This window comes from Kribbella sp. NPDC058245 (assembly GCF_042882005.1).
Taxonomy (GTDB): domain Bacteria; phylum Actinomycetota; class Actinomycetes; order Propionibacteriales; family Kribbellaceae; genus Kribbella.
The window spans coordinates 544908-564146 of record NZ_JBHVWY010000003.1 but is presented as its reverse complement, the minus strand read 5'-3'; the positions used below and the strand labels follow the sequence as shown (position 1 = coordinate 564146).

Below are 19239 nucleotides of genomic sequence, written 5' to 3'. Positions count from 1 at the left end.
TCACATCGCGTCAGGTGCCGCGATGCCCAGTAGACCTAGCCCATCCTGCAGCACCTGCCGAGTCGCCGCACACAGGGCGATCCGGCTCGCTCTGGTCTCGCCCTCGCTCTTCAGCACCGGACACTGCTCGTAGAACACCGACAGCGCAGCAGCCAGCTCGTAGAGGTACGTGCACAGCTTGTGGGGCTGCAGCGTCTCAGCAACCTGTACGACGGTGTCGTCGAACCCGGTGAGCAGCAGAGCCAGCCGCTGCTCCACCGGGTGCACCAGCACAGTCACCGCGCCACCTGTGTCATCAGCCTTCGTGAGCAGCCGAGTCAGCCGTGCGTGCGCGTACTGAAGATAAGGGCCGGTGTTGCCGGTCATGGCGACCATCCGGTCCAGGTCGAAGACGTAGTCGTTACCCCGGTCACTGGACAGGTCGGCGTACTTGATCGCTCCGATGCCAACAGCCACTGCTGTTGCTGCCCGGTCGATACCGGTCCGGTCGGCCAGCAGCGCATCGGCCCGCTCGACGGCTTGATCGAGCAGGGTGGTGAGTTTGACCGTCCCACCGGCTCTGGTCTTGAACGGCTTACCACCCGGGCCGAGCACCGTCCCGAAGCTGACATGTTCGGCCGTCGTTGTCGGCGGCAACCATCCGGCCGCCCGGGACAGTGCGAAGATCATCTCGAAGTGCAGTGCCTGCCGGTGGTCGACGACATACACGATCCGCTGTGCCCGCAGGTTCTTCACCCGATGCCGGATCGCCGCCAGATCAGTAGCGCTGTAACCGAAACCACCATCGGACTTCCGCACGATGACGGGCAGCGGCAGTCCGTCGCGTCCGACGTACCCCGGCAGGAAGGCGCACGAGGCGCCGTCGGACTCGGTCAGCAGACCGTCCTGCTCGAGTTCGGCCACGATCACCGGCAGGTCGTCGTTGTAGGCGCTCTCGCCGACCACGTCCGCCCGGGTCAGCGCTGAGCCGAGCCGCGCGTACACCTGCTCGAAGTCGGCCAGGCTGACGTCCACCATGTGCTGCCAGTTCGCCCGCGTCGCCGGATCACCGGTCTGCAGCGCAACGACCCGCAGCCGGGCCAGATCAGCGAACTCCCGGTCACTGTCGAAGTGCCGCCGGCTCCGCTCGTACAGCTCCTGCAATCCCTGCAAATCAAGGGCTGATGCGTCCACGCCCTCCTCGAGCAGCTGCTCGATCGTCATCCCGTACTGCGTACCCCAGTCGCCGACGTGGTTCTGCCGGATCACCTCGTACCCGACGTACTGCAGCACGTTGCAGACCGAGTCCCCGATCACCGTCGACCGCAGATGACCCACGTGCATCTGCTTCGCCACGTTCGGCTGCGAGTAGTCGACGACGACCCGTTCGCCCCGCTGCGCGAACGCCGTACGGTCATTGACTGCGGCCGCCAGCACATCGGACCGCAAGGTCAGGTTGACGAAACCGGGCCCTGCGATCACAGGTGCTTCGCACAGGTCGTCGATCTGCAGTGCGGCGACTAGGCGCGCGGCGACGTCCCGTGGCGGCAGACCGAGCTGGTTGGCGAGCCGGAGCGCCAGATTGCTCTGGTAGTGGCCGAACTCGGGCTTGGTCGCCGACCGCAGTTCAGGGTCGAGCGCAGTACCGAAAGCGGCAGTGGAGGCCTGGAGGAGTCTGGAGGCAAGCACAGACGAAACAGCGGACATGAGAAGTCCTTAGAGACAACAGACGTGAACAGGGAAGGCTGAGGTGTTCAGGCAGTCTGTCGTCGTCGCATGTCACACATTATGCACGAAGCTTGGTCCAGTACGCCGAGGGTGCGGGTGACCGCTCGGCCAGCGGGGTGATCGCCGGTACGTCGTCCTCGCCGAGAAACACCCGCCGTACGACGCGCTCGCCGGCCCGGCCGTCGTCGTACTCGCAGAAGCGTTCCCGGAAGAGCTGCCGGTGTTTCGCGGCCTCTTGCGCGGCAAACGCACCACTGCTGAACGCAGTGACCAGCTCGTCCGCAGAGCGCGCCACCACTCCAGGTGGGAACTCGGTGATGTCGAAGTAGGCCCCTCCGGGACTGCCCTCGATCAGCAGCACGATCGGCCGGTCCAGGTTGGCGTAGTCGAAGGTGAGCGACGAGTAGTCCGTGATGAGGACGTCGGCCGCAAGCATCAGGTCGTCGACCCGCGGTCCGGAGTTCACGTCGAGCACGGTGGCTTCGGTCAGCTGGCCCAGGTCGAAGTGTGACTCCTCACGGGCGTCCAGCAGCACCAGCTGCGAGTCGTCGAAGCCCAGCGACGCTCTGATCGCCCGGACGTCTTCCAGCGTCGCCGTCAGCAGCCTGTCGTTGCGCGGGTAGCCGAACTCGAGCTCCTCGAAGTACGACGGGAAGGTGCGCTCCCAGATCTCCGAGGAGTACCGGTTCGAGGACAGGTTGAAGTCCCAGCGGTCCACCAGGTCCAGATCCGGGCCGGTGGTCTGCAGCTTGAGCGGTGTGCCGTGCTGAGTCTGCAGCTGCACCTGGCCGGGGCGCTTCACCACGTCGCGCGGCCAGTTCGCGTTGTTGACGAAGTACGTCGCCCGGGCGAGTGTCTTCTGGTACGCCGGTGAGCCCGCGACGACGTACTCGACGCCCTCCGGGATGTCAGACAGGTGCTCCGGGTCGATCACCCAGACCCCGCGGACCTGCGGTGCGAGCTCGGCCGCCTTCTCGTAGATCGCCCGCGGGTTGCACGCATACCGCGTGCACCGGGAGGCGGCGTACACGGCGAGGTTCGGGTCGAGCTTGGCGCGGTGCAGCAGCTTGCCGACGCTCTTGCCCGGGCTCGGGAACTGCAGGACCTTCCCGGTCACCTTGAGCGTGGAGTACGTCGCGTAGTCGTCGTAGATGAGCTGCCAGCGCCGGAACCCGCGCCTGCTGCGCTCAGCGTTGTACCCCTCGGGCTTCCAGCGCTGCGCGAACGCATGCGCCGCGTGGAAGAAGTCAGCGCGGTCCTCCGGACCGATCCGCTCCGGCTTGGCCAGTACGGCGAGGATGTGGTCCAGCGACCGGTCGAACGCGAACCGCCGCCAGCCGGCCAGCTCCGGGTCGGACTGGATGAAGGCGTGCACCCGGTCGTACTGGTCGAAGATGTCCCACTGCCGACGGCCGCGGGTGGCGTGGATGTTGCCGCCGGTGCGGTGCTGCCGGTAGTGCACCACCACGCGGTCCAGCGTCGCGATCCGCTCCGCGGTCAGCATGGTGGAGTACGTCCAGGGGGCGTCCTCGTAGAAGCCGGCGGTGAAGGCGAAGCCGTGCCGGGTGAGGAAGTCGCGCCGGCAGGCCTTGTTCCAGACCACCTCGAGGAAGGTGAGGAAGATCGGCCGCTCCGCCGCGGTGAACACCCCTGCGCCCTCCCGGGCGAACGCGTCGTGCCGCTGGTTGCCGACCACCCGGCCGTCCCAGAAGATCCGCTCGTAGTCGAACAGCACGATGTCCGGTTGTCCGGCGTCGTCGATCCGGCGGGCGATCGCCTCCAGCGAGCCGGGCAGGTACAGGTCGTCGGCGTCCAGGAACAGCACGTACTCGCCGCGGCACTCCTTCAGACCGGCGTTCCGGGCCGGACCGAGCCCGACGTTCTCCTCCAGGTGCAGTACCCGCACCCGCGGGTCCGCGGCGGCGTACTCGTCCAGAATTCGGCCGGAACCGTCGGCATCCGCGTCGTCGACGCCGAGCACCTCGAAGTCGGTGAAGGACTGGCTCAGCACAGAGTCCAAGCAGGGCCGCAGCCACGCCCGCGAGGCATGGCAGGGGACCACGATGCTGAACTTGGGGACGGTACCGAGCGCCATACGAACGCATCCTAGGCTGCACGTATGACAACCGATGTGTTCGAGCCACTCGCCGGTCTGGAGGGGGTGGGGTCGGCGGCGCGTGCGGCGCGGGATGCGGTCGACGTATTGCTCCGGGATCGGGGCCTGCGCAAGGTGGGCGCGGACATGACCGCTGAGGCGCTGCTGCGGGGTGCGCATGCCTCCGCAGCGCTCGCTGGGAGCACTGCGACGCTGGAGGACGCCAGGGCGGGGAGTGGCGGGCCACTGGTCACCGGAGCGGTCCGGATCACCGGTGAGCTGATGCGGCTCGCGCCGCAGGTCGACACGGCACCTGTGCAGGTCTGGACCAGACTGCACCAGTTGGCCGGCGCTGATCTGGGCCCGGAGCCGTCACTGGGCCATCTGCGGACCAGCCGGGAGCCTGTGCCCGACGACATCCCCGGACTGCCGCCGGCGCCGCCCGCGGACGAGATGTGGGAGCGGCTGAGTGCGCTCGGGCGGGCGCTGACCAGTCCGTCGAAGGCGCCTGGCCTGGTGGTCGCGGCGATCGTGCACGCCGAGCTCGCCGTACTGCGTCCGTTCCCGACCGCCAACGGTCTGGTCGCCCGCGCCGCCGAGCGCGCCGTTTTAGTTGCCCGAGGCATCGATCCGGTCGCGGTCACGGTGCCGGAGGTCGGTCACTGGGAGTTGTCGGCAACCTATGTGTCGGCGCTCAACGACTACACAGCGCGAGGGCTTGTCGGAGTCCGGGACTGGTTGCTCAGGTCTTGTGAAGTCGTTGCCCTGGGAGCCGAACGCTCACCGCTCGCAGGCTGAAGTCCCTTGTTGCACTGACATGTTCTGACCCATGCGAACGGCGCTCTCACGGGGAGAGCGCCGTCGCGGGCACGTCATTCTGGTTACCATGCGTGCACCTTGTCTGCCGCCACAGGACTGGCCTGGGTCGAGCTGCCCGGTTGGGATGGGCTGGTCGCCGCGTGGGTACCTGACTGCCGTGCAATCTCTACCGGATCCGAAGATCCTTTGTGCTTCCTTTGTACTCCTCGAATCCCTTCCTGTGAAGGGGAAGCGCGGTGTTCATGGAGTTGAGAAGAATGAAGCAAACTTCAGCTTTTGGGCTAGTTCGCCGATGATCTGTTACGCCGCTTGGATGCCAAGAGGAAGGCCCCCGCGGCGAGTCCTGCGACCACGCCGGCGGCGAGTGCGGGACGCCGTACATCCTTGAGACGTGAACGCTCCGTGAGGCCTACTGGCTCGCTGAAATCCAGGACCGGCCACTCTCGCGAGTGCGCCAACCGGCGCAGGGCCTTGTCCGGGTTGACTGCGAACGGGTGGCCGACGGCGGCCAGCATCGGCTCGTCGGTGATCGAGTCGGAGTAGGCGTAACAGTCCGCCAGGTCGTAACCCTCGGACTCGGCCAGTGCCCGGATCGCGGTTGCCTTGTGCGGTCCGTAGGCGTATTCCTCGATCTCGCCGGTGTACTTGCCGTCGGCAACTATCATCCGGGTGGCGATCACCTTGTCCGCGCCGAGCATCGCGCCGATCGGCTCGACCACCTCGGCGCCGGACGACGAGACGATGACGACGTCCCGCCCGGCCGCGTGGTGCTCGTCGATCAGCTCGACCGCCTCTTCGAAGATCATCGGCGTGACGATGTGGTGCAGGGTGTCGGCGACGATCGCCTTCACGGTGCCGACGTCCCAGCCGGTGCACATCGCCGACAGGTACTCGCGCATCCGCTCCATCTGGTCGTGGTCGGCGCCGCCGAGCAGGTAGACGAACTGCGCGTACACGCTGCGTAACACGGCCCGCCGGTTGATCAGGCCGCCGGCGTAGAACGGCCGGGAGAAGGCGAGCGTGCTCGAGCGCGCGATGATGGTCTTGTCCAGATCGAAGAAGGCGGCCGATCGGGCGGTGGCAGAGGGCTGTCCGGCGTGCTCCATGGGTCGAGAATAGGCACTGCGGAGAAACGCCGAGGGACCCGGGCTTTTGTGTTGGCGACTATCCCGTTAGACTGTTGATCAGTGTGACAGTGGTACTGGTCGCAACGGTCGGTTCACCGGCTGCGACGCCCGGAAGACATGCCCTTGGTTGCAACAGAACTGAGATGTGTGGGATCCGGACTTGGGGGGTACATACCCCCTGACAGTGGCAGACTGTCGCCTCCTGAACGGCCCCCGGCTCCTCCCCCCGAGCCCGTGGCCGAAGACGGCCCCCGGTCACCCCCCCGCCGGGGGCCGTCGCCTTTCCTCTTCCAGGTTGGATGGCCTCCTTCAGGTCGCTCTCGCCGTCGCGATGGAGCGCTTGAAAGTTTCGGAGTTCCGCCCTGAGCGGTCTCGACCGGATCGCGTTCCGCTGGACAGAATCTGTACATTCTTCACTTTCCTGCGCGTGAGAGCGCGTTCACTTTATGCAGGGTCTTGACAATGTAGTTACGCAGGAACAGTTTCTAATCATGAAACCGCCTGCACGCCGCCCCCAGGCAGCGGTCCTCTCCAGCCTGATCGCGTTTGTCCTCGCCGTCGTCGGCCTCTCCCTGGCCCCAGCGACCGCCTACGCCGCCAACCTCACCGTCAACGGTGGGTTCGAGTCCGGCACTCTCTCCGGCTGGCAGTGCGCTGCCGGCAGTGTGACCAGCTCGGCCCACTCCGGTTCCTACGGACTGCAGTCGGCTCCCAGCGGTTCCGACATCGGTCGGTGCAGCCAGACAATCTCGGTCCGCCCCAGTACGGCGTACACGCTGTCGGCGTGGGTGACCGGGTCCAACGTCTATCTCGGTGTCGACGGTGGAGCCTCCACCTGGACGACCAGCAGCTCCTGGAGTCAGCTGAGCGTCCCCTTCACCACGAGCGCCTCGGCCACGTCGGTGACCATCTACGTGCACGGTTGGTACGGACTTCCGCCGTTCGGCGCGGATGACGTCGTACTGGATGGGCCGGGCGGTACGCCGGACACCACTCCGCCGTCCACTCCGGGTGGGCTCACTGTCGGTAGTCCGACGTCGAGCTCGCTGCAGCTCAACTGGTCCGCCGCGACGGATGCGAACGGCATCGACCACTACGACGTCGTACGGGGGACTGCGGCTGCTCAGAGCGTCGGCAACGTCACCAACTGGACGGCGACCGGGCTGAGCCCGACCACGACGTACAGCTTCAAGGTGCGGGCGTGTGACCCCAGCGGCAACTGCTCGCCGTACGGCGCCTCTGTCTCGGGTACGACGACCACCGGGACGACTGACCCGCCGCCGGGTGGCAGCCTGCCCAAGCACGTGCTGACCGGGTACTGGCAGAACTTCAACAACGGTGCGACGGTCCAGAAGATCTCCGACGTACCAGCGGCGTACGACCTGATCGCGGTGGCCTTCGCCGACGCGGACGCGGCCCGGCCGGGTGGGATCACCTTCAACCTCGACAGTGCGGGGCTGAACGGTTACACCGTGGCGCAGTTCAAGTCCGACATCGCCGCCAAGAAGGCGGCCGGCAAGAAGGTCATCCTGTCGATCGGTGGCCAGAACGGCACCATCTCGGTCGCCAACGCGACGGCCGCGGCCAACTTCGCCTCGACCGCGCTGTCGGTACTGCGTGAGTACGGGTTCGACGGGATCGACATCGACCTCGAGAACGGCGTCAACGCGCAGTACATGGGTCAGGCGCTGCGCAGCCTGCAGAGCCAGTTCGGCAGCGGGCTGATCATCACCATGGCTCCGCAGACGATCGACATGCAGGCGACGACGTTCGAGTACTTCAAACTCGCGCTGGCGATCAAGGACATCCTGACCATCGTCAACGTGCAGTACTACAACTCCGGTTCGATGAACGGCTGCAACGGACAGGTGTACTCACAGGGCTCGGTCGACTTCATCACCGCGCAGGCCTGCATCATGCTGCAGAACGGCCTCCGCCCCGACCAGGTCGGACTGGGCCTGCCGGCGTCCTCCCGGGCCGCTGGCAGTGGCTACGTCTCGACGTCGATCGTCAACAACGCACTGGACTGCCTGGCCAAGGGCACCAACTGCGGCGCCTTCAAGCCGAGCACCACCTGGCCGACGCTGCGCGGTGCGATGACCTGGTCGACCAACTGGGACGCACTGAACGGCAACGCGTTCGCGAACCAAGTCGGCGCCCACGTCCACGCCCTGCCCTGATGCACAACTACCGCCCCGCTCCGGTGCTGGAAGCGCTTGGTGTCTGCTCGGAGGACGAGCAGCTCTACCGGGCGCTTCTGGCCCGCCCGGAGTCCACAACGACCGATCTGTCGAACGACACCGGCTGGCCCGCCACTCGGGTCAGCCGGCATCTCCGGTCCCTGCTGTCCCTCGGGCTGGCCTCTCGCATGCCCGGGAGGCCAGCCCGGTACGTCCCTGCGGTTCCCGAGGCGGCAGTCGAGCTGCTGGCGCTGCGGAAACAGGCAGCGATCGTCGAAGCCCGAGTGGGTGCCTCCGTGCTGACTGCCGAGTTCAGAGCCCGCCATGACGCGTTCACGGTGGTCCGCGGCACTGAAGCGGTCGCCCAGCGGTTCAACCAGGCGCAGCAGTGCGCCCAGACCGAAGTGCTCGTGCTGGATCGGCCACCGCACGTCGTCGTACCGGTTGAGGTCAAGCGCGCGCATGGCGTCACGTATCGGACGATCTTCGACATGGCGTCGCTGTCCGAGCCCACTGATCTGCTGGCGGCCCGACCCACCGGCTGCCGGATGCTGCGCGACGTACCGCTCAAGATGCTCGTCGTCGATCGCCGCATGGCGCTCCTGCCGACGAGCCACGACGTCATCGTCGAGGTGGGTCCGTCCAGTCTCCTGGACGGACTGCTCCGCCTCTTCGAGCTCCTCTGGCACCAGGGCAGCCCGCTGTCCCCAGCGTCCTCTGATGGACCCCTGAGCTTCGAAGACCAGCAACTGCTTTCCCTGGCCGCGGCTGGTCTGACCGACCAAGCCATCGCTCGCCGACTAGGCGTAGCCCAACGAACCGTCGAGCGCCGCATGCAGCGGATCCTCAAAGCCCTCGACGCCACCACCCGCTTCCAAGCAGGCCTCCGCGCCGGACAGGCAGGCCTACTCGTCTAGCCGACCGCCCGACGCTACCTTTGCTGGATGAACGTCGCCGTCGCCGTTGTGGCGACCTTCTTCGCCGGCATGGGCGGCGTCGCGCTGGTGAAGCCCACGTTGATCTGGAAACCCTTCGGCGTGGCGCCCACGACTCCTGCGGCCCGCAACGAGGTCCGCGCCGTGTACGGCGGGTTCGGCCTGGCCGTCGCTGTGCTGCTGTTCACAGCCGACTCGGCCAGCGCCGGCTTTCGCGACGGCGTACTGGTCGCGGTCGCGATCGCGCTGGGCGGTATGGCCGCCGGGAGACTCCTTGGCGCGCTTGTCGAGCCGAAGCCGCTGCTTGGGTGGCCGGGCTTCTTCTTTCTGGTCGAAGCCGCCCTCGCCGGGCTTCTGCTCACCGCCCGATAGCTTCTAGTCGGTCACGTCGGCGACTGTGGCGTCGAGGGCCTTGGTGAGGTCCGCGGCGTCCACAGTGATGCCGGTGCCGAAGTCACCGCCGCCGATCGAGATGGAGCCGGTGATGCGCTCGTCTGCGATCACCGGCCAGGCGTGGGTGCTGCCCAGCGGGGTGATCGTGCCGCGGACGTACCCGGTGACGGCGAACGCGGTGTCCTTGTCCGGCATCGACATGCGCTTCACGCCGAGCAGGGTGCGCAGTTTCGGCCAGGCGATCTCACGGTCGCCTGGGACCAGGACGAACCGGTAGTCGTCGTCTGCGAGGCGTACGACGATCGTCTTGATCAGTTTGGCCGGTTCGATACCCCGGGCGGCCGCCGCCTCTTCCAGCGAGTTCACCGGCCCGTGCTGGGTCAGTTCGTAGCTCAGTCCGAGCTGGTCAGCCGCATCCGTTGCCTTGGTCACCTGTCCAGTCTAGGAACAGCCTTCAGGGCGAGGGACAACACCAGGGCCACCGCGAACAGCACTCCAGCCTCCAGTGCGACTCCATTCCAGCCGGCGCGACTCCACGCCGTACCGGCTAGTCCTCCGAAGACGGACGAGCCGAGGTAGAAGGAGAACAGGTACATGCTGGATGCCTGGCCGGTGCCGATGCCAGCGGCATGTGCTCGCGCTGGTACCCAGCCGCTGGCTACGCCATGGACTGCGAAGAAGCCTGCGGTCATCACCGCGAGTCCCACCACGATGAGTGCCAAGGGCGCGGCCAGGGTGATCGCAACGCCTGCCAGAGTGATCAGACAGCCCACCGGTACGACGGCTCGCCGTCCGTAGCGGTCGGCCAGCAGTCCGGCGGTGGCGGACCCGGCCGAGCCGAGCAGGTAGACGCAGAACACCAGTCCGGAGGCGCCTGCGCTCAGGAGGTAGGGCTCACCCGACAGCCGGAAGACTGCGCCGTTGTAGACCGCGACGAAGCCACCAACTGCTGTCGCCGCGATTCCGTACAGTGCGAGCAGGGCTGGGTCTCGCAGCATCCGCAAGCCCTTCGCGCGTGCCGGTCCGGGGCGGAAGTTCTTCGACGCGGGCAACAGCAGCCACACGATCGCTGCGCACAACAGACCGAGTACGGCGATCCCGGCGGCACCGAACCGCCAACCGCCGAGGTCGGCCAGTCCACCGGCGACAAGTCGGCCGGACATGCCGCCGACCGCCGTACCGGCGATGTAGAGGCCGCTGGCGCGTGCATGGCTGTCAGCGTGCACCTCTTCGCGGAGGTAGGCCATCGCGACCGCAGGCAGACCTGCCATGGCGATTCCCTGCAGTCCGCGCAGTGCGAGCAGTGCGTGCCACGTTGGCGCGAAGGCGACCAGCAGTGCGAACAGCGAAGTGCCTGCGACGGACCAGCGCATGAGGGTGGTTCGGCCGATCCGCTCTGATGCCGAGCCGACCACCAAGAGCGCGAGACCGAGCCCGAACGTCGCGAACGAGACGCTGAACGCACTCTGGCTGGGGGAGACGTGGAATGACGCGGACAGCTCGGGGAGCAGTGGCTGGGTGCTGTAGAGCAGCGCAAACGTCGCCAGACCGGCCGCGAACAGCGCCACGGACAGCTTGCGGTACTGCGGATCACCGGGCCGGTATCCGGTGCCGACTGCGACGGATTGGTGCATGCCTTCGACGGTGCCACGCTCGCTGCGATACGTAAAATGTCGATCTCGGCACAAATCGATACGATATCCGTATGCATGTCGAGGATCTGCGGTCGTTCGTGGTGCTCGCCGAGACCGAGCACTTGACCGAGGCGGCGGCTGGCCTGGGTACCAGCCAGCCCAATCTGTCCCGGTCGCTGCGTCGGGTCGAGGACGCGTTCGGCGTCCCGCTGTTCGAGCGCGAGCACCGTGGTCTGCGGCTGAACCCGTACGGCCGGATCGTGCTGGAGGCAGCCCGCCTGAGCATCAGCGCTGTCGAAAACGCCCAGCATCGGATCGACGCCCTGCTCGATCCGGAGTCAGGGACAGTGCGGCTGGCCTTTCTGCACTCGGTCGCCCCCAGCCTGCTGCCAGACCTGCTGAAGGCCTTCCGGGCAGTCGGACCGAGTGTGGAGTTCGCACTGCGTCAGGGCTCGTCGCAGGACATCGCCCAGGACCTGGAGAGCGGGGAGGCCGAGATCGGCATCAGCTCGCCAAGGCCAGACCCGGCACGCTTTGGTTGGCACCTGCTCGAGCAACAACGGCTGGCACTGCATGTCCCACCGAACCACCCCTTGGCCACCCGCCGTCGCGTAGAGCTCGCGGCAGCGGCAGCGGAACCCTTCATCGGTCTCCAGCCCGGCTTCGGCTTCCAGCGCATCACCGACGAGCTCTGCCGAGCCGCAGGCTTCACTCCACGCCTCGCCTTCGAAGCCAGCGACCTCACTACGATCGACAGCCTCGTCGGCGCCGGTCTGGGTGTGGCAGTCCTTCCCTCCAGCGCAGTGCGCGGCAGCGAGAGCGGTGCAGTCGCCGTACCCCTGGCTGGCATTCAGTCCCGCCGCGAGATCGGGATGATCTGGCGCCTTCGTGGCCAACTCACTCCGGCCGCTGAGCGGTTCCGGAGTTTCGTACGCTCCTGGCCGGTCATTTCGTCATGAGGGCGCGTAGTCGACGACGTGCTCTTGAACCTGGCCACGATGGACCCGCTACCGAGTCCATGCACAGGGGTACGGCGGGTGCCCCTGACGAGCACCCGCCGTACGGCTTGTCAGAACCCTGCGGTGATGCGGGTGAAGTCCCAGTTGCCCTGGGCGATACCGCTGCAGTTGGAGACCACGCCGCCGCCTGCACAGCCGCGGTCACGGTTCACCGACCAGAACGCCAGCCGGGCCAGGCCGTTGGACTTGGCCCAGTTGGTGATGTTCTGCCAGGTCGCCGTCGTGGTCATCTCCTGCTGGTCGGACAGACCGTTCATGCCGGAGATGCCCTGGTGGGCGTAGGCCTGGGCGGTGGTCCAGCCGAAGACGGCCTTGAGCTTGTTGTTCAGACCCGTCGAGGCGCCGACGGTGTCGTTGTAGATGTTCGAGCTGCCGAAGTCGAAGGGCATCAGCGTGAAGACGTCGATGTTGGCGCCCAGTGCCTGCGACCGCTCGATCAGCCGGTTGCCGTAGTAGTTCGGGCCGGTGGTCGAGGTGCCGAAGGTGAGGATCGTCTGGATCCCCGGGTTGTTCTGCTTGACGATCTTCAGCGCGTTCAGGATGCGGTCCTGGACGGCCTCGTTCTCGAACTCGTCGGAGTTCTCGATGTCGATGTCGATCGCCTTCAGGCCATAGGCGTTGATGACCTGCTGGTACGCACCGGCCAGCGCCTCCGGGGTGCTGCAGTTCGGGCCGAGCTTGTTACCACTCCAGCCACCGATCGACGGGATGATGTCGCCGCCGGCCGCACGGATCTGTGAGATTGCAGTGGCGTCCGCGCTGCCCTGCAGCGGTCGTGCGCCGTCCCAGGCCGGGTTGCAGCCGCCGGACGACAGGATGAACGCCATGGTGAACCACTTGATGCCGGTCGCGCTCATGACGGTCTGCGGGCTGGGCGGATCGCCCCAGCCCATGTAGAGGTACGGCGCTGCCCGGCGGCTGCCGACCGGGTCGGTACCGGCCTTGGTGGTGACTGAGACGGACCCGGTCTTCGCGCCTTCACCAGCGCTGTTCTGGCCGCTTACCTGGTAGCTGTAGCTCGTGCTCGCGGTGAGACCCGAGTCCGTGTACGCCGTACCGCTGGACGTCCCGACCTTCGAGCCGTTGCGGTAGATGTTGTAGCTGGCTGCACCACTGGCTGCGGACCATGACAGGCTCACGGTCGAGGCGGTCGACGTACCGGACAGACCGCTCGGTGCACCCGGGAGGGTGACCGGGCCACCGCCGGAGCAGGAGCCGCCGTTCAGTCGGCAGGCGGCCAGACCGGGGAAGTTACCCGGGCTGCCGTTGAAGCCGAAGGTGACGCTGGCACCAGGTGCCAGCGGACCGGCCCAGCTCGGCGGCGTGAACGTGTGAGTCTGCCCGCTGGTGCTGCGGGTAGCGTCCCACGAGCTGGAGATCGTGTAGCCCGACGGGAAGTCGAGCGCGACCGACCAGGTGCTCAACGAGCTCGTGGTGTCGTTCAGAACGGTGACCTTGCCCTCGAAGCCGCTGCCCCAGTCAGACACCTTCGTGAAGGTCGCAGAGACCCCGGCCGCGTTGGCGGCGGGTGCGACGAGTAGCGCGAGTACCACTGCGGTGATGGCTGCGATGGCCATCGAGATGCGTTTCATCTTGCTCCGATCAGAGGGCGGTACGTGATCAGATCCGGCCCCAGAGTGCGGGGACGTTCGGCGGCTCCCAGCCGGTCAGGGACGTGTGGCCCTGGATGCACTTGTAGGTAAGGCCGTTGTAGCTCACCAGTGCACCGGTTGCGTACGACGTGTTGGGCGCCCACGGGGTGGCCGTCGGGGGCGTCGGAGTCGGGGTGGGAGTAGGGGTCGGCGTCGGCGTCGGCGTGGGGGTCGGCGTCGGCGTCGGGGTAGGAGTCGGAGTCGGAGTGGGAGTAGGGGTCGGCGTGGGACCGGTGCAGCCCGCAGTGTCGGCGTTGACGGCGTTCACGACCTGGTTGAAGAGCGTGACGCCGGAGTCGAGCGCCTCCATCGAATACATCATTGCGCCGGCCAGACCGTTGCAGTGTGCGTAGTCGGCCTTCGCCTTGATGGACTGGGCGTTGTCACCGGTCCAGAACGTGCCGCCCTGGTAGAACCACGACGACTTGGTGGTGTCGTCCCAGAACGTCGCGGAGGGGTTGTCGACGAAGCCGGTGAGCTCCTTGTAGAAGGAGACGCCAGGAACGTTGCCACTCAGCGCATGCCCGTCGGCCGGTCCGGTGGCGGTCTGGTACTTGCCGTTGGCCGTGCTGGGCACGCCTTTCCAGCCGCGGTAGTAGAACGGGTAGCCGATGGTCAGCTTGTTCGCCGGGAACCCACCGGGGATGCCGTACGCCGGGTCACCGGTCGTCCACGCCTTCACCGCGCCGTCGACGGAGTACTTCGCCGTACCGGGCGGAATCGGCGTACTGGGGTCGTTCGGTGCCTGGTACAGCGGGTCCTGGAAGTTGGTCGGCCCGGTGGCATCCCAGCCACCGTGCATGTCGTACGTCATCACGTTGTTGTAGTCGAGGTACTGCCCGATCTTGTTGGTCTCGATCGTGGCGATCTTGTCCTGGCCGGCCGGGGTGGCGGCGGTCAGGTAGTAGCGCTTGCCGGTCTGGCTGCCGTAGGCGTTCAGCTGCGACCGGAACTCTGCCAGCAGCAGAGTGAAGTTCTGCTTGTCCGCAGCGCTGTAGTGGTTGCCCAGGTGACCGTTCGGTGAGCCCGGGTACTCCCAGTCGATGTCCACGCCGTCGAAGATGTTCGCCGCGCTGCCCGGACCGCCGAAGCCGTCCACCACCGGCAGGTCGCCCTTGATGAACATGTTCACGCAGGAGCTGACCAGAGCCTTCCGCTTGGCGTCGGTGGACGCCGCGTCGGAGAAGTACTTCGAGTAGGTCCAGCCACCGATCGAGATCAGGATCTTCAGGTTCGGCTGCTTGGCCTTGAGCTTCTTCAGCTGGTTGAAGTTGCCCTGGATCGGCTGGTTCCAGACGTCACCCACACCGTCGACGCTGATGTCCGCGCCGTACGACTTGCCGTAGTCGGCGAACGCGTCGCCGGCGCCGTCACCGGCGTTCGGGTTGTTCTCGTCCTGGGACGCGGCCTGGTTGGCCATGAAGCAGGTGTGGCTGGTCGGGTGGATGTTCGCGAACGCGTAGTTCAGGAAGTCCAGCTTCGCGGCCGCACCGGTGGTGACCAGGTTCTTCGGGTAGAACCCGTTCTGGTAGATCCCCCACTGGGTGAAGTAGGCGGTCTTGACGCCACCGCTCGCGGCCGGCGCCATCACGTCGGCCCGGAGCGCTGGGGCGGATGGCAGGTCGGCGCTCGCGAGCGAGACGCCGGCGGCGGTGACCAGGGCAGTGGCGGCCACTGCGGCCGTGGCGGTCAGAAAACGCAATCGACTCATGGGCGGGGTCCTCCGGAACTGGGGCGGGGAAAGCGTCCGGTGAAATTTAGTTAAAGACACTTCGAAAGGAACGGTAACTGTTTCCGCGGAGTTGGTCGCTGGCTCACTGTGGCGGATACCCGCTGCTGGCGGAAAGCCGACAAAAGCCGTTGTCCACAGGGTTTCAGCAGTTCGTCCGGCAGCAGGTACGGCGCCTGCATCTTCTTGGTATGAACCCCTCCGCGCTTCCTCCATCGGTGCTCATGGCAACCACCAACGAACGTTTGCTCGACGACCTGCTCCGGCTGGCCGCGGCGGCCTCGATCACGCCGCTCGTCGAGCGAGATCTGCACGGTCTGCGGCGCGGGTGGCACACCTGCCCGCTGGTGATCGTCGGCGACGACCTCGCCGCGGGGCTCGCCCGCACCACGCCAGTACGACGTACCGGCGTCGTACTGGCCGGAGCCGGACCAGGACCGGATGCGTTGTATCGCCATGCCTTCGACGTCGGAGCGGAAGCGGTGTTTCGGCTGCCGGCCGACGAGGTGGCCTTGGCCGGGCGGCTGGTGGACACCTTGGACGGCGGGACGCGCTCGGCCGTCACACTCGCCTTCGTCGGTGGATGCGGGGGAGCGGGCGCCACCACGACCGCCGCTGCCGTGGCGCTCTTCGGAAATCGGCGTGGCTTGCGAACGATGTTGATCGACGGTGATCCGTTGGGTGGTGGTATTGAGCTTGCCCTCGGCATCGAACGTGATCCTGGTCAGCGTTGGCCGGAGCTTCTCAGTGCGTCAGGTCGCGTGAGTGCTGCTGCACTTCGCTCTGCGTTGCCAACGGCTGATGGGCTCCCAGTGCTGTCCTGGGATCGCTCTGACGTGACTGCGCTGCCGCCGGAGACCATGCGCTCGGTGCTCAACGCAGCGCAATGCAGCAATGACTTGGTCGTCCTCGACCTCCCGCGTCGTCCGGATCCGGCCGTCGAGGAAGCGTTCGTCCGGGCGACCGCGACCCTGCTGGTCGTTCCCTGCGACATCCGCTCGCTAGCGGCCGCCAAGCGACTGGCGGGTCCGTTGGCGGAGGTCGCCGGTGATCTCCGCATCATCGCTCGTGCATCGCGTCGGCCCGCTATCCCGGCTGCCGATGCCGCCACGCACCTGTCCTTGCCGCTGGCAACCACCTTCGCCGATGAACGTGACCTTCCCGCCGCCATGGACCAGGGTCGGTTCGCGCCGAATCCGCGCGGCCCGCTGGCTCAAGCCGCGACGACCCTGCTCGACCTGTTCGCCCCGGCCGCATGATCATCTCCCGCGAGTTCCTCGACCGGGTGCGTGCTCGCCTCGCGGTCAGTGGCGGCGAACCGACACCAGCCCGGGTTGCCGCCGCCTTGCGTGCCGACGGCGGTGTGTACGGCGACGCCACCGTGCTCGCGGTCGTCGCCGCGTTGCACCGCGAGGCTTTGGGCGTTGGGCCGCTCGACAGCCTGCTCGCCGAACCAGGGATCACCGACATCCTCGTCAACGGTCCCGACGAGGTCTACATCGACCGCGGTGTGGGCCTCGAGCGCGTCGTCGTCGACACCGGCGATGATGCCGCGATCCGCCGTCTCGCTACCCGACTGGCCGCTGCCGCCGGTCGACGGCTGGACGATGCCACGCCGTTCGTCGATGTGCGGCTTCGGGACGGCACGCGCTTCCACGCCGTTCTGGCGCCGGTCGCGGCCCCGGGGACCTGTCTGTCGCTCCGCGTTCCCGCTCACCAGCTCTTCACCCTCGACACGCTGGTCGACGCCGGTTCGCTCCCACCCGAAGGCGCAGTACTCCTGCGGGATCTCTTGGCTTCCCGTCTGGCTTTCCTCATCAGTGGCGGCACCGGGACTGGCAAGACGACCTTGCTGAGTGCGCTCCTGTCGGCCGCCGATCCCAGTGAGCGTCTGCTGGTTGTCGAAGACGCGAGTGAGCTCCGGCCCGATCATCCGCACGTGGTCCGACTCGAAGCGCGCCCGCCCAATGTCGAGGGCAACGGTGAGATCTCCCTGCGCAATCTCGTTCGGCAAGCCCTCCGGATGCGTCCTGATCGCCTTGTCATCGGTGAGGTTCGCGGAGCCGAGGTCGTCGATCTCCTGACTGCGCTCAACACCGGCCACGAAGGCGGTTGCGGGACGATCCACGCCAACTCGCCGGCCGACGTACCGGCCCGGATCGAGGCGTTGGGCGCGCTGGGCGGTCTGCCTCGCGAAGCCGTTCATAGCCAGCTCGCCTCAGCACTTCAAGCGGTCATCCATCTCGCGCGTACCTCTACTGGTCTTCGTCGGCTCACCAGCATTCACGTGTTGGACCGTTTGCCCACTGGCGAAGTCATCACCCGGCCAGCTGTCGACTTCCCGCTGGTCGGCCCGCCCACTCTCCATCCGGCCGCCGGTCGGTTCACCGTTCCGCCAACCGTCCTTGGAGCCGCATGAGCCGTCTTCTCGCCATCGCCTGTGTCCTACTGGCTCTCCATCTCCTGTTCCCGTTGCCATCGCGGCCCTTGCACCGCTTGACCGCCGCACCCCGAGCCACCTCACTTCATCCGCTCGCTTGGGCCCGTCCGTTCAGTAGCTGGCGCCGCAAGCTCTTGTTCGTTCCGCCGGTCGCGTTGGTCCTACTGGCGTTCAGTCCGCAGATCTTCTTCTCCGTTGGAGCAATCACCGTCATCTGTGCTCTCGCTCTGCTCCAGCGAGCGCAGCACCGACGACAGGCAGCGACCACCGCCCGCCGTACCACCGTGATCGAAGCGCTCGACGTCCTCGCCGCTGACCTCGCGGCCGGCCGACCACCCATCGACGCCTTGGGCGGCGCCGCCACCATCGCTCCCGAGCTGCAACCGGCGCACGCCGCAGCAAAGCTGGGAGGAGACGTGCCGACAGCTCTCGAGCTCGTCGCCCAATCCCCAGGCAGTGCAGGGATCCGCGCACTGGCAGCAACCTGGCGCGTCGCCGAGGAGTCCGGCGCCGCCTTCGCAACCTTGACCGAACGCCTCGCTGACTCGCTCCGCGCCGACGAAGCCATCCACCGCCAAACAGCAGCCGGCTTGGCCGGAGCTCGCTCCTCAGCTCGGATCCTCGCGGCTCTCCCACTCTTCGGTACCGCCCTCGGGTACTCGCTCGGAGCCGACCCGCTGTCCTTCCTCACCAGCACTCCACCCGGCTGGCTTTGCCTCACCGCCGGCCTGGCCCTCACGGCCCTAGGCCTGCACTGGACCACTCGCCTGGCAACCGGATCCCCTTGCCCATGACAACAATCTCTCTCGCCGCGACCGCAGCGGCCGTCTCCATCTGCCTGCTCGTCCGCACTCCCACCGACCTCCGCCGCCTCGCCCCCACGCCAGCCACCCGCCCGCACCGACCAAGAGCCCATCGCCTCGTAGCCGCGGCAGCCGCCTGTGCCCTCGCGATCCTTCTCTACCCACCGTGGGGCCTACTCCCGGCAGTCGTCGCGTACTTCGTCATCCCGCGTCTGCTGTCCCGCCTGGAACCGGCAGCCACCAAACGCCGCCGGGCCGCCCTTGCCGCTGATCTACCCCTGACCATCGAACTTCTGGCCGCTTGCCTGCGAGCTGGCCGCCCGCCCCAACAAGCCTTGTCCACAGTCGCTTCCGCGATCCATGGACCCCTAGGTGATCTCCTGTCCGAGATCGCCCATCGCCTCACCCTCGGCGCGGATCCCCAAGACGCGTGGGCCCTCCTGCACGCCGAACCACCTTGCGCCCCGGTAGCGCGCGCCATCGACCGTTCCCTGACCTCAGGCGCGCCTCTGTCCAGAACCCTCGAACGACTGGCCGAAGACACCCGTCGATCACACCACCACGCTGCCGACGAGCACGCCCGCGCGGTTGAGTCCCGCTCTGCCCTTCCGCTGGGCCTCTGCTTTCTTCCCGCCTTCGTCCTGCTCTCGATCATCCCGACCGTTGCTGACGCCCTGGTCCCGTATCTCACCCAGCCATAAAGATG

16 protein-coding genes are annotated in these 19239 nt (G+C 67.0%); 9 read left to right on the top strand and 7 right to left on the bottom strand.

The window, feature by feature from the left end; all coding sequences use genetic code 11:
- Together argS and ACFVWG_RS09115 are read right to left on the bottom strand one after the other, a co-directional pair.
- Window positions 1–1686 carry an arginine--tRNA ligase gene (gene argS / locus ACFVWG_RS09120; RefSeq protein WP_391542642.1) on the bottom strand — a complete coding sequence of 562 codons (1686 nt, stop codon included), beginning with the start codon at window positions 1684–1686 and terminating at the stop codon, window positions 1–3.
- A gap of 79 nt (window positions 1687–1765) precedes the next feature.
- Window positions 1766–3802 carry a CDP-glycerol glycerophosphotransferase family protein gene (locus ACFVWG_RS09115; RefSeq protein WP_391542641.1) on the bottom strand — a complete coding sequence of 679 codons (2037 nt, stop codon included), beginning with the start codon at window positions 3800–3802 and terminating at the stop codon, window positions 1766–1768.
- Window positions 3803–3826: 24 nt separating this feature from the next.
- On the opposite strand from ACFVWG_RS09115, the gene ACFVWG_RS09110 reads away from it, so the two are divergent.
- Window positions 3827–4600, top strand: a complete 774-nt coding sequence (locus ACFVWG_RS09110; protein ID WP_391542640.1) for a cell filamentation protein Fic — start codon at window positions 3827–3829, stop codon at window positions 4598–4600.
- Window positions 4601–4902: 302 nt separating this feature from the next.
- Here the strand turns inward: ACFVWG_RS09110 and ACFVWG_RS09105 are convergent, their stop codons facing one another.
- Window positions 4903–5727 (bottom strand): HAD family hydrolase, encoded by an 825-nt coding sequence (locus ACFVWG_RS09105; protein WP_391542639.1) that lies wholly within the window; start codon window positions 5725–5727, stop codon window positions 4903–4905.
- 512 nt (window positions 5728–6239) lie between these two features.
- Here ACFVWG_RS09105 and ACFVWG_RS09100 point away from each other — a divergent pair.
- The 3 genes from ACFVWG_RS09100 to ACFVWG_RS09090 are packed head-to-tail and all read left to right on the top strand — an operon-like array spanning window position 6240 to window position 9235.
- Window positions 6240–7928 carry a chitinase gene (locus tag ACFVWG_RS09100; RefSeq protein WP_391542638.1) on the top strand — a complete coding sequence of 563 codons (1689 nt, stop codon included), beginning with the start codon at window positions 6240–6242 and terminating at the stop codon, window positions 7926–7928.
- Entirely contained in the window at window positions 7928–8845 is a 918-nt protein-coding gene (locus ACFVWG_RS09095; protein ID WP_391542637.1) for a helix-turn-helix domain-containing protein, read from the top strand. The genes ACFVWG_RS09100 and ACFVWG_RS09095 overlap by 1 nt, the downstream gene beginning before the upstream one ends.
- A 27-nt stretch (window positions 8846–8872) precedes the next feature.
- Window positions 8873–9235: a DUF4345 family protein gene (locus ACFVWG_RS09090; protein WP_391542636.1), complete on the top strand. Its 363-nt coding sequence runs from the start codon at window positions 8873–8875 to the stop codon at window positions 9233–9235.
- A gap of 3 nt (window positions 9236–9238) precedes the next feature.
- On the opposite strand, the gene ACFVWG_RS09085 is transcribed toward ACFVWG_RS09090, so the two are convergent.
- Both ACFVWG_RS09085 and ACFVWG_RS09080 read right to left on the bottom strand, forming a co-directional pair.
- The gene (locus ACFVWG_RS09085; RefSeq protein ID WP_391542635.1) at window positions 9239–9688 is read right to left on the bottom strand and encodes an aminoacyl-tRNA deacylase; all 450 of its coding nucleotides are present in this window, start codon (window positions 9686–9688) and stop codon (window positions 9239–9241) included.
- A complete protein-coding gene (locus ACFVWG_RS09080; protein ID WP_391542634.1) occupies window positions 9685–10890 on the bottom strand; it encodes an MFS transporter in 1206 nt (401 codons plus the stop codon). Before ACFVWG_RS09080 ends, ACFVWG_RS09085 begins: the two co-directional genes overlap by 4 nt.
- Window positions 10891–10961: 71 nt before the next feature.
- Between ACFVWG_RS09080 and ACFVWG_RS09075 the strand changes: the two genes are divergently transcribed.
- The gene (locus ACFVWG_RS09075; RefSeq protein WP_391542633.1) at window positions 10962–11849 is read left to right on the top strand and encodes a LysR family transcriptional regulator; all 888 of its coding nucleotides are present in this window, start codon (window positions 10962–10964) and stop codon (window positions 11847–11849) included.
- 110 nt (window positions 11850–11959) lie between these two features.
- Here ACFVWG_RS09075 and ACFVWG_RS09070 read toward each other — a convergent pair whose 3' ends face one another.
- Both ACFVWG_RS09070 and ACFVWG_RS09065 read right to left on the bottom strand, forming a co-directional pair.
- The gene (locus tag ACFVWG_RS09070) at window positions 11960–13501 is read right to left on the bottom strand and encodes a cellulose binding domain-containing protein (RefSeq protein WP_391542632.1); all 1542 of its coding nucleotides are present in this window, start codon (window positions 13499–13501) and stop codon (window positions 11960–11962) included.
- Between the two features lie 28 nt (window positions 13502–13529).
- Window positions 13530–15272: a glycosyl hydrolase family 18 protein gene (locus ACFVWG_RS09065; RefSeq protein WP_391542631.1), complete on the bottom strand. Its 1743-nt coding sequence runs from the start codon at window positions 15270–15272 to the stop codon at window positions 13530–13532.
- Between the two features lie 242 nt (window positions 15273–15514).
- On the opposite strand from ACFVWG_RS09065, the gene ssd reads away from it, so the two are divergent.
- The 4 genes from ssd to ACFVWG_RS09045 are packed head-to-tail and all read left to right on the top strand — an operon-like array spanning window position 15515 to window position 19234.
- Window positions 15515–16549, top strand: coding sequence for a septum site-determining protein Ssd (gene ssd / locus ACFVWG_RS09060; RefSeq protein ID WP_391542630.1), 1035 nt, complete (start codon window positions 15515–15517; stop codon window positions 16547–16549).
- Window positions 16546–17709 carry a TadA family conjugal transfer-associated ATPase gene (locus ACFVWG_RS09055; protein ID WP_391542629.1) on the top strand — a complete coding sequence of 388 codons (1164 nt, stop codon included), beginning with the start codon at window positions 16546–16548 and terminating at the stop codon, window positions 17707–17709. The genes ssd and ACFVWG_RS09055 overlap by 4 nt, the downstream gene beginning before the upstream one ends.
- The gene (locus tag ACFVWG_RS09050) at window positions 17706–18524 is read left to right on the top strand and encodes a type II secretion system F family protein (RefSeq protein WP_391542628.1); all 819 of its coding nucleotides are present in this window, start codon (window positions 17706–17708) and stop codon (window positions 18522–18524) included. The genes ACFVWG_RS09055 and ACFVWG_RS09050 overlap by 4 nt, the downstream gene beginning before the upstream one ends.
- Window positions 18521–19234: a type II secretion system F family protein gene (locus ACFVWG_RS09045; RefSeq protein ID WP_391542627.1), complete on the top strand. Its 714-nt coding sequence runs from the start codon at window positions 18521–18523 to the stop codon at window positions 19232–19234. The genes ACFVWG_RS09050 and ACFVWG_RS09045 overlap by 4 nt, the downstream gene beginning before the upstream one ends.
- Window positions 19235–19239 lie beyond the last annotated feature (5 nt).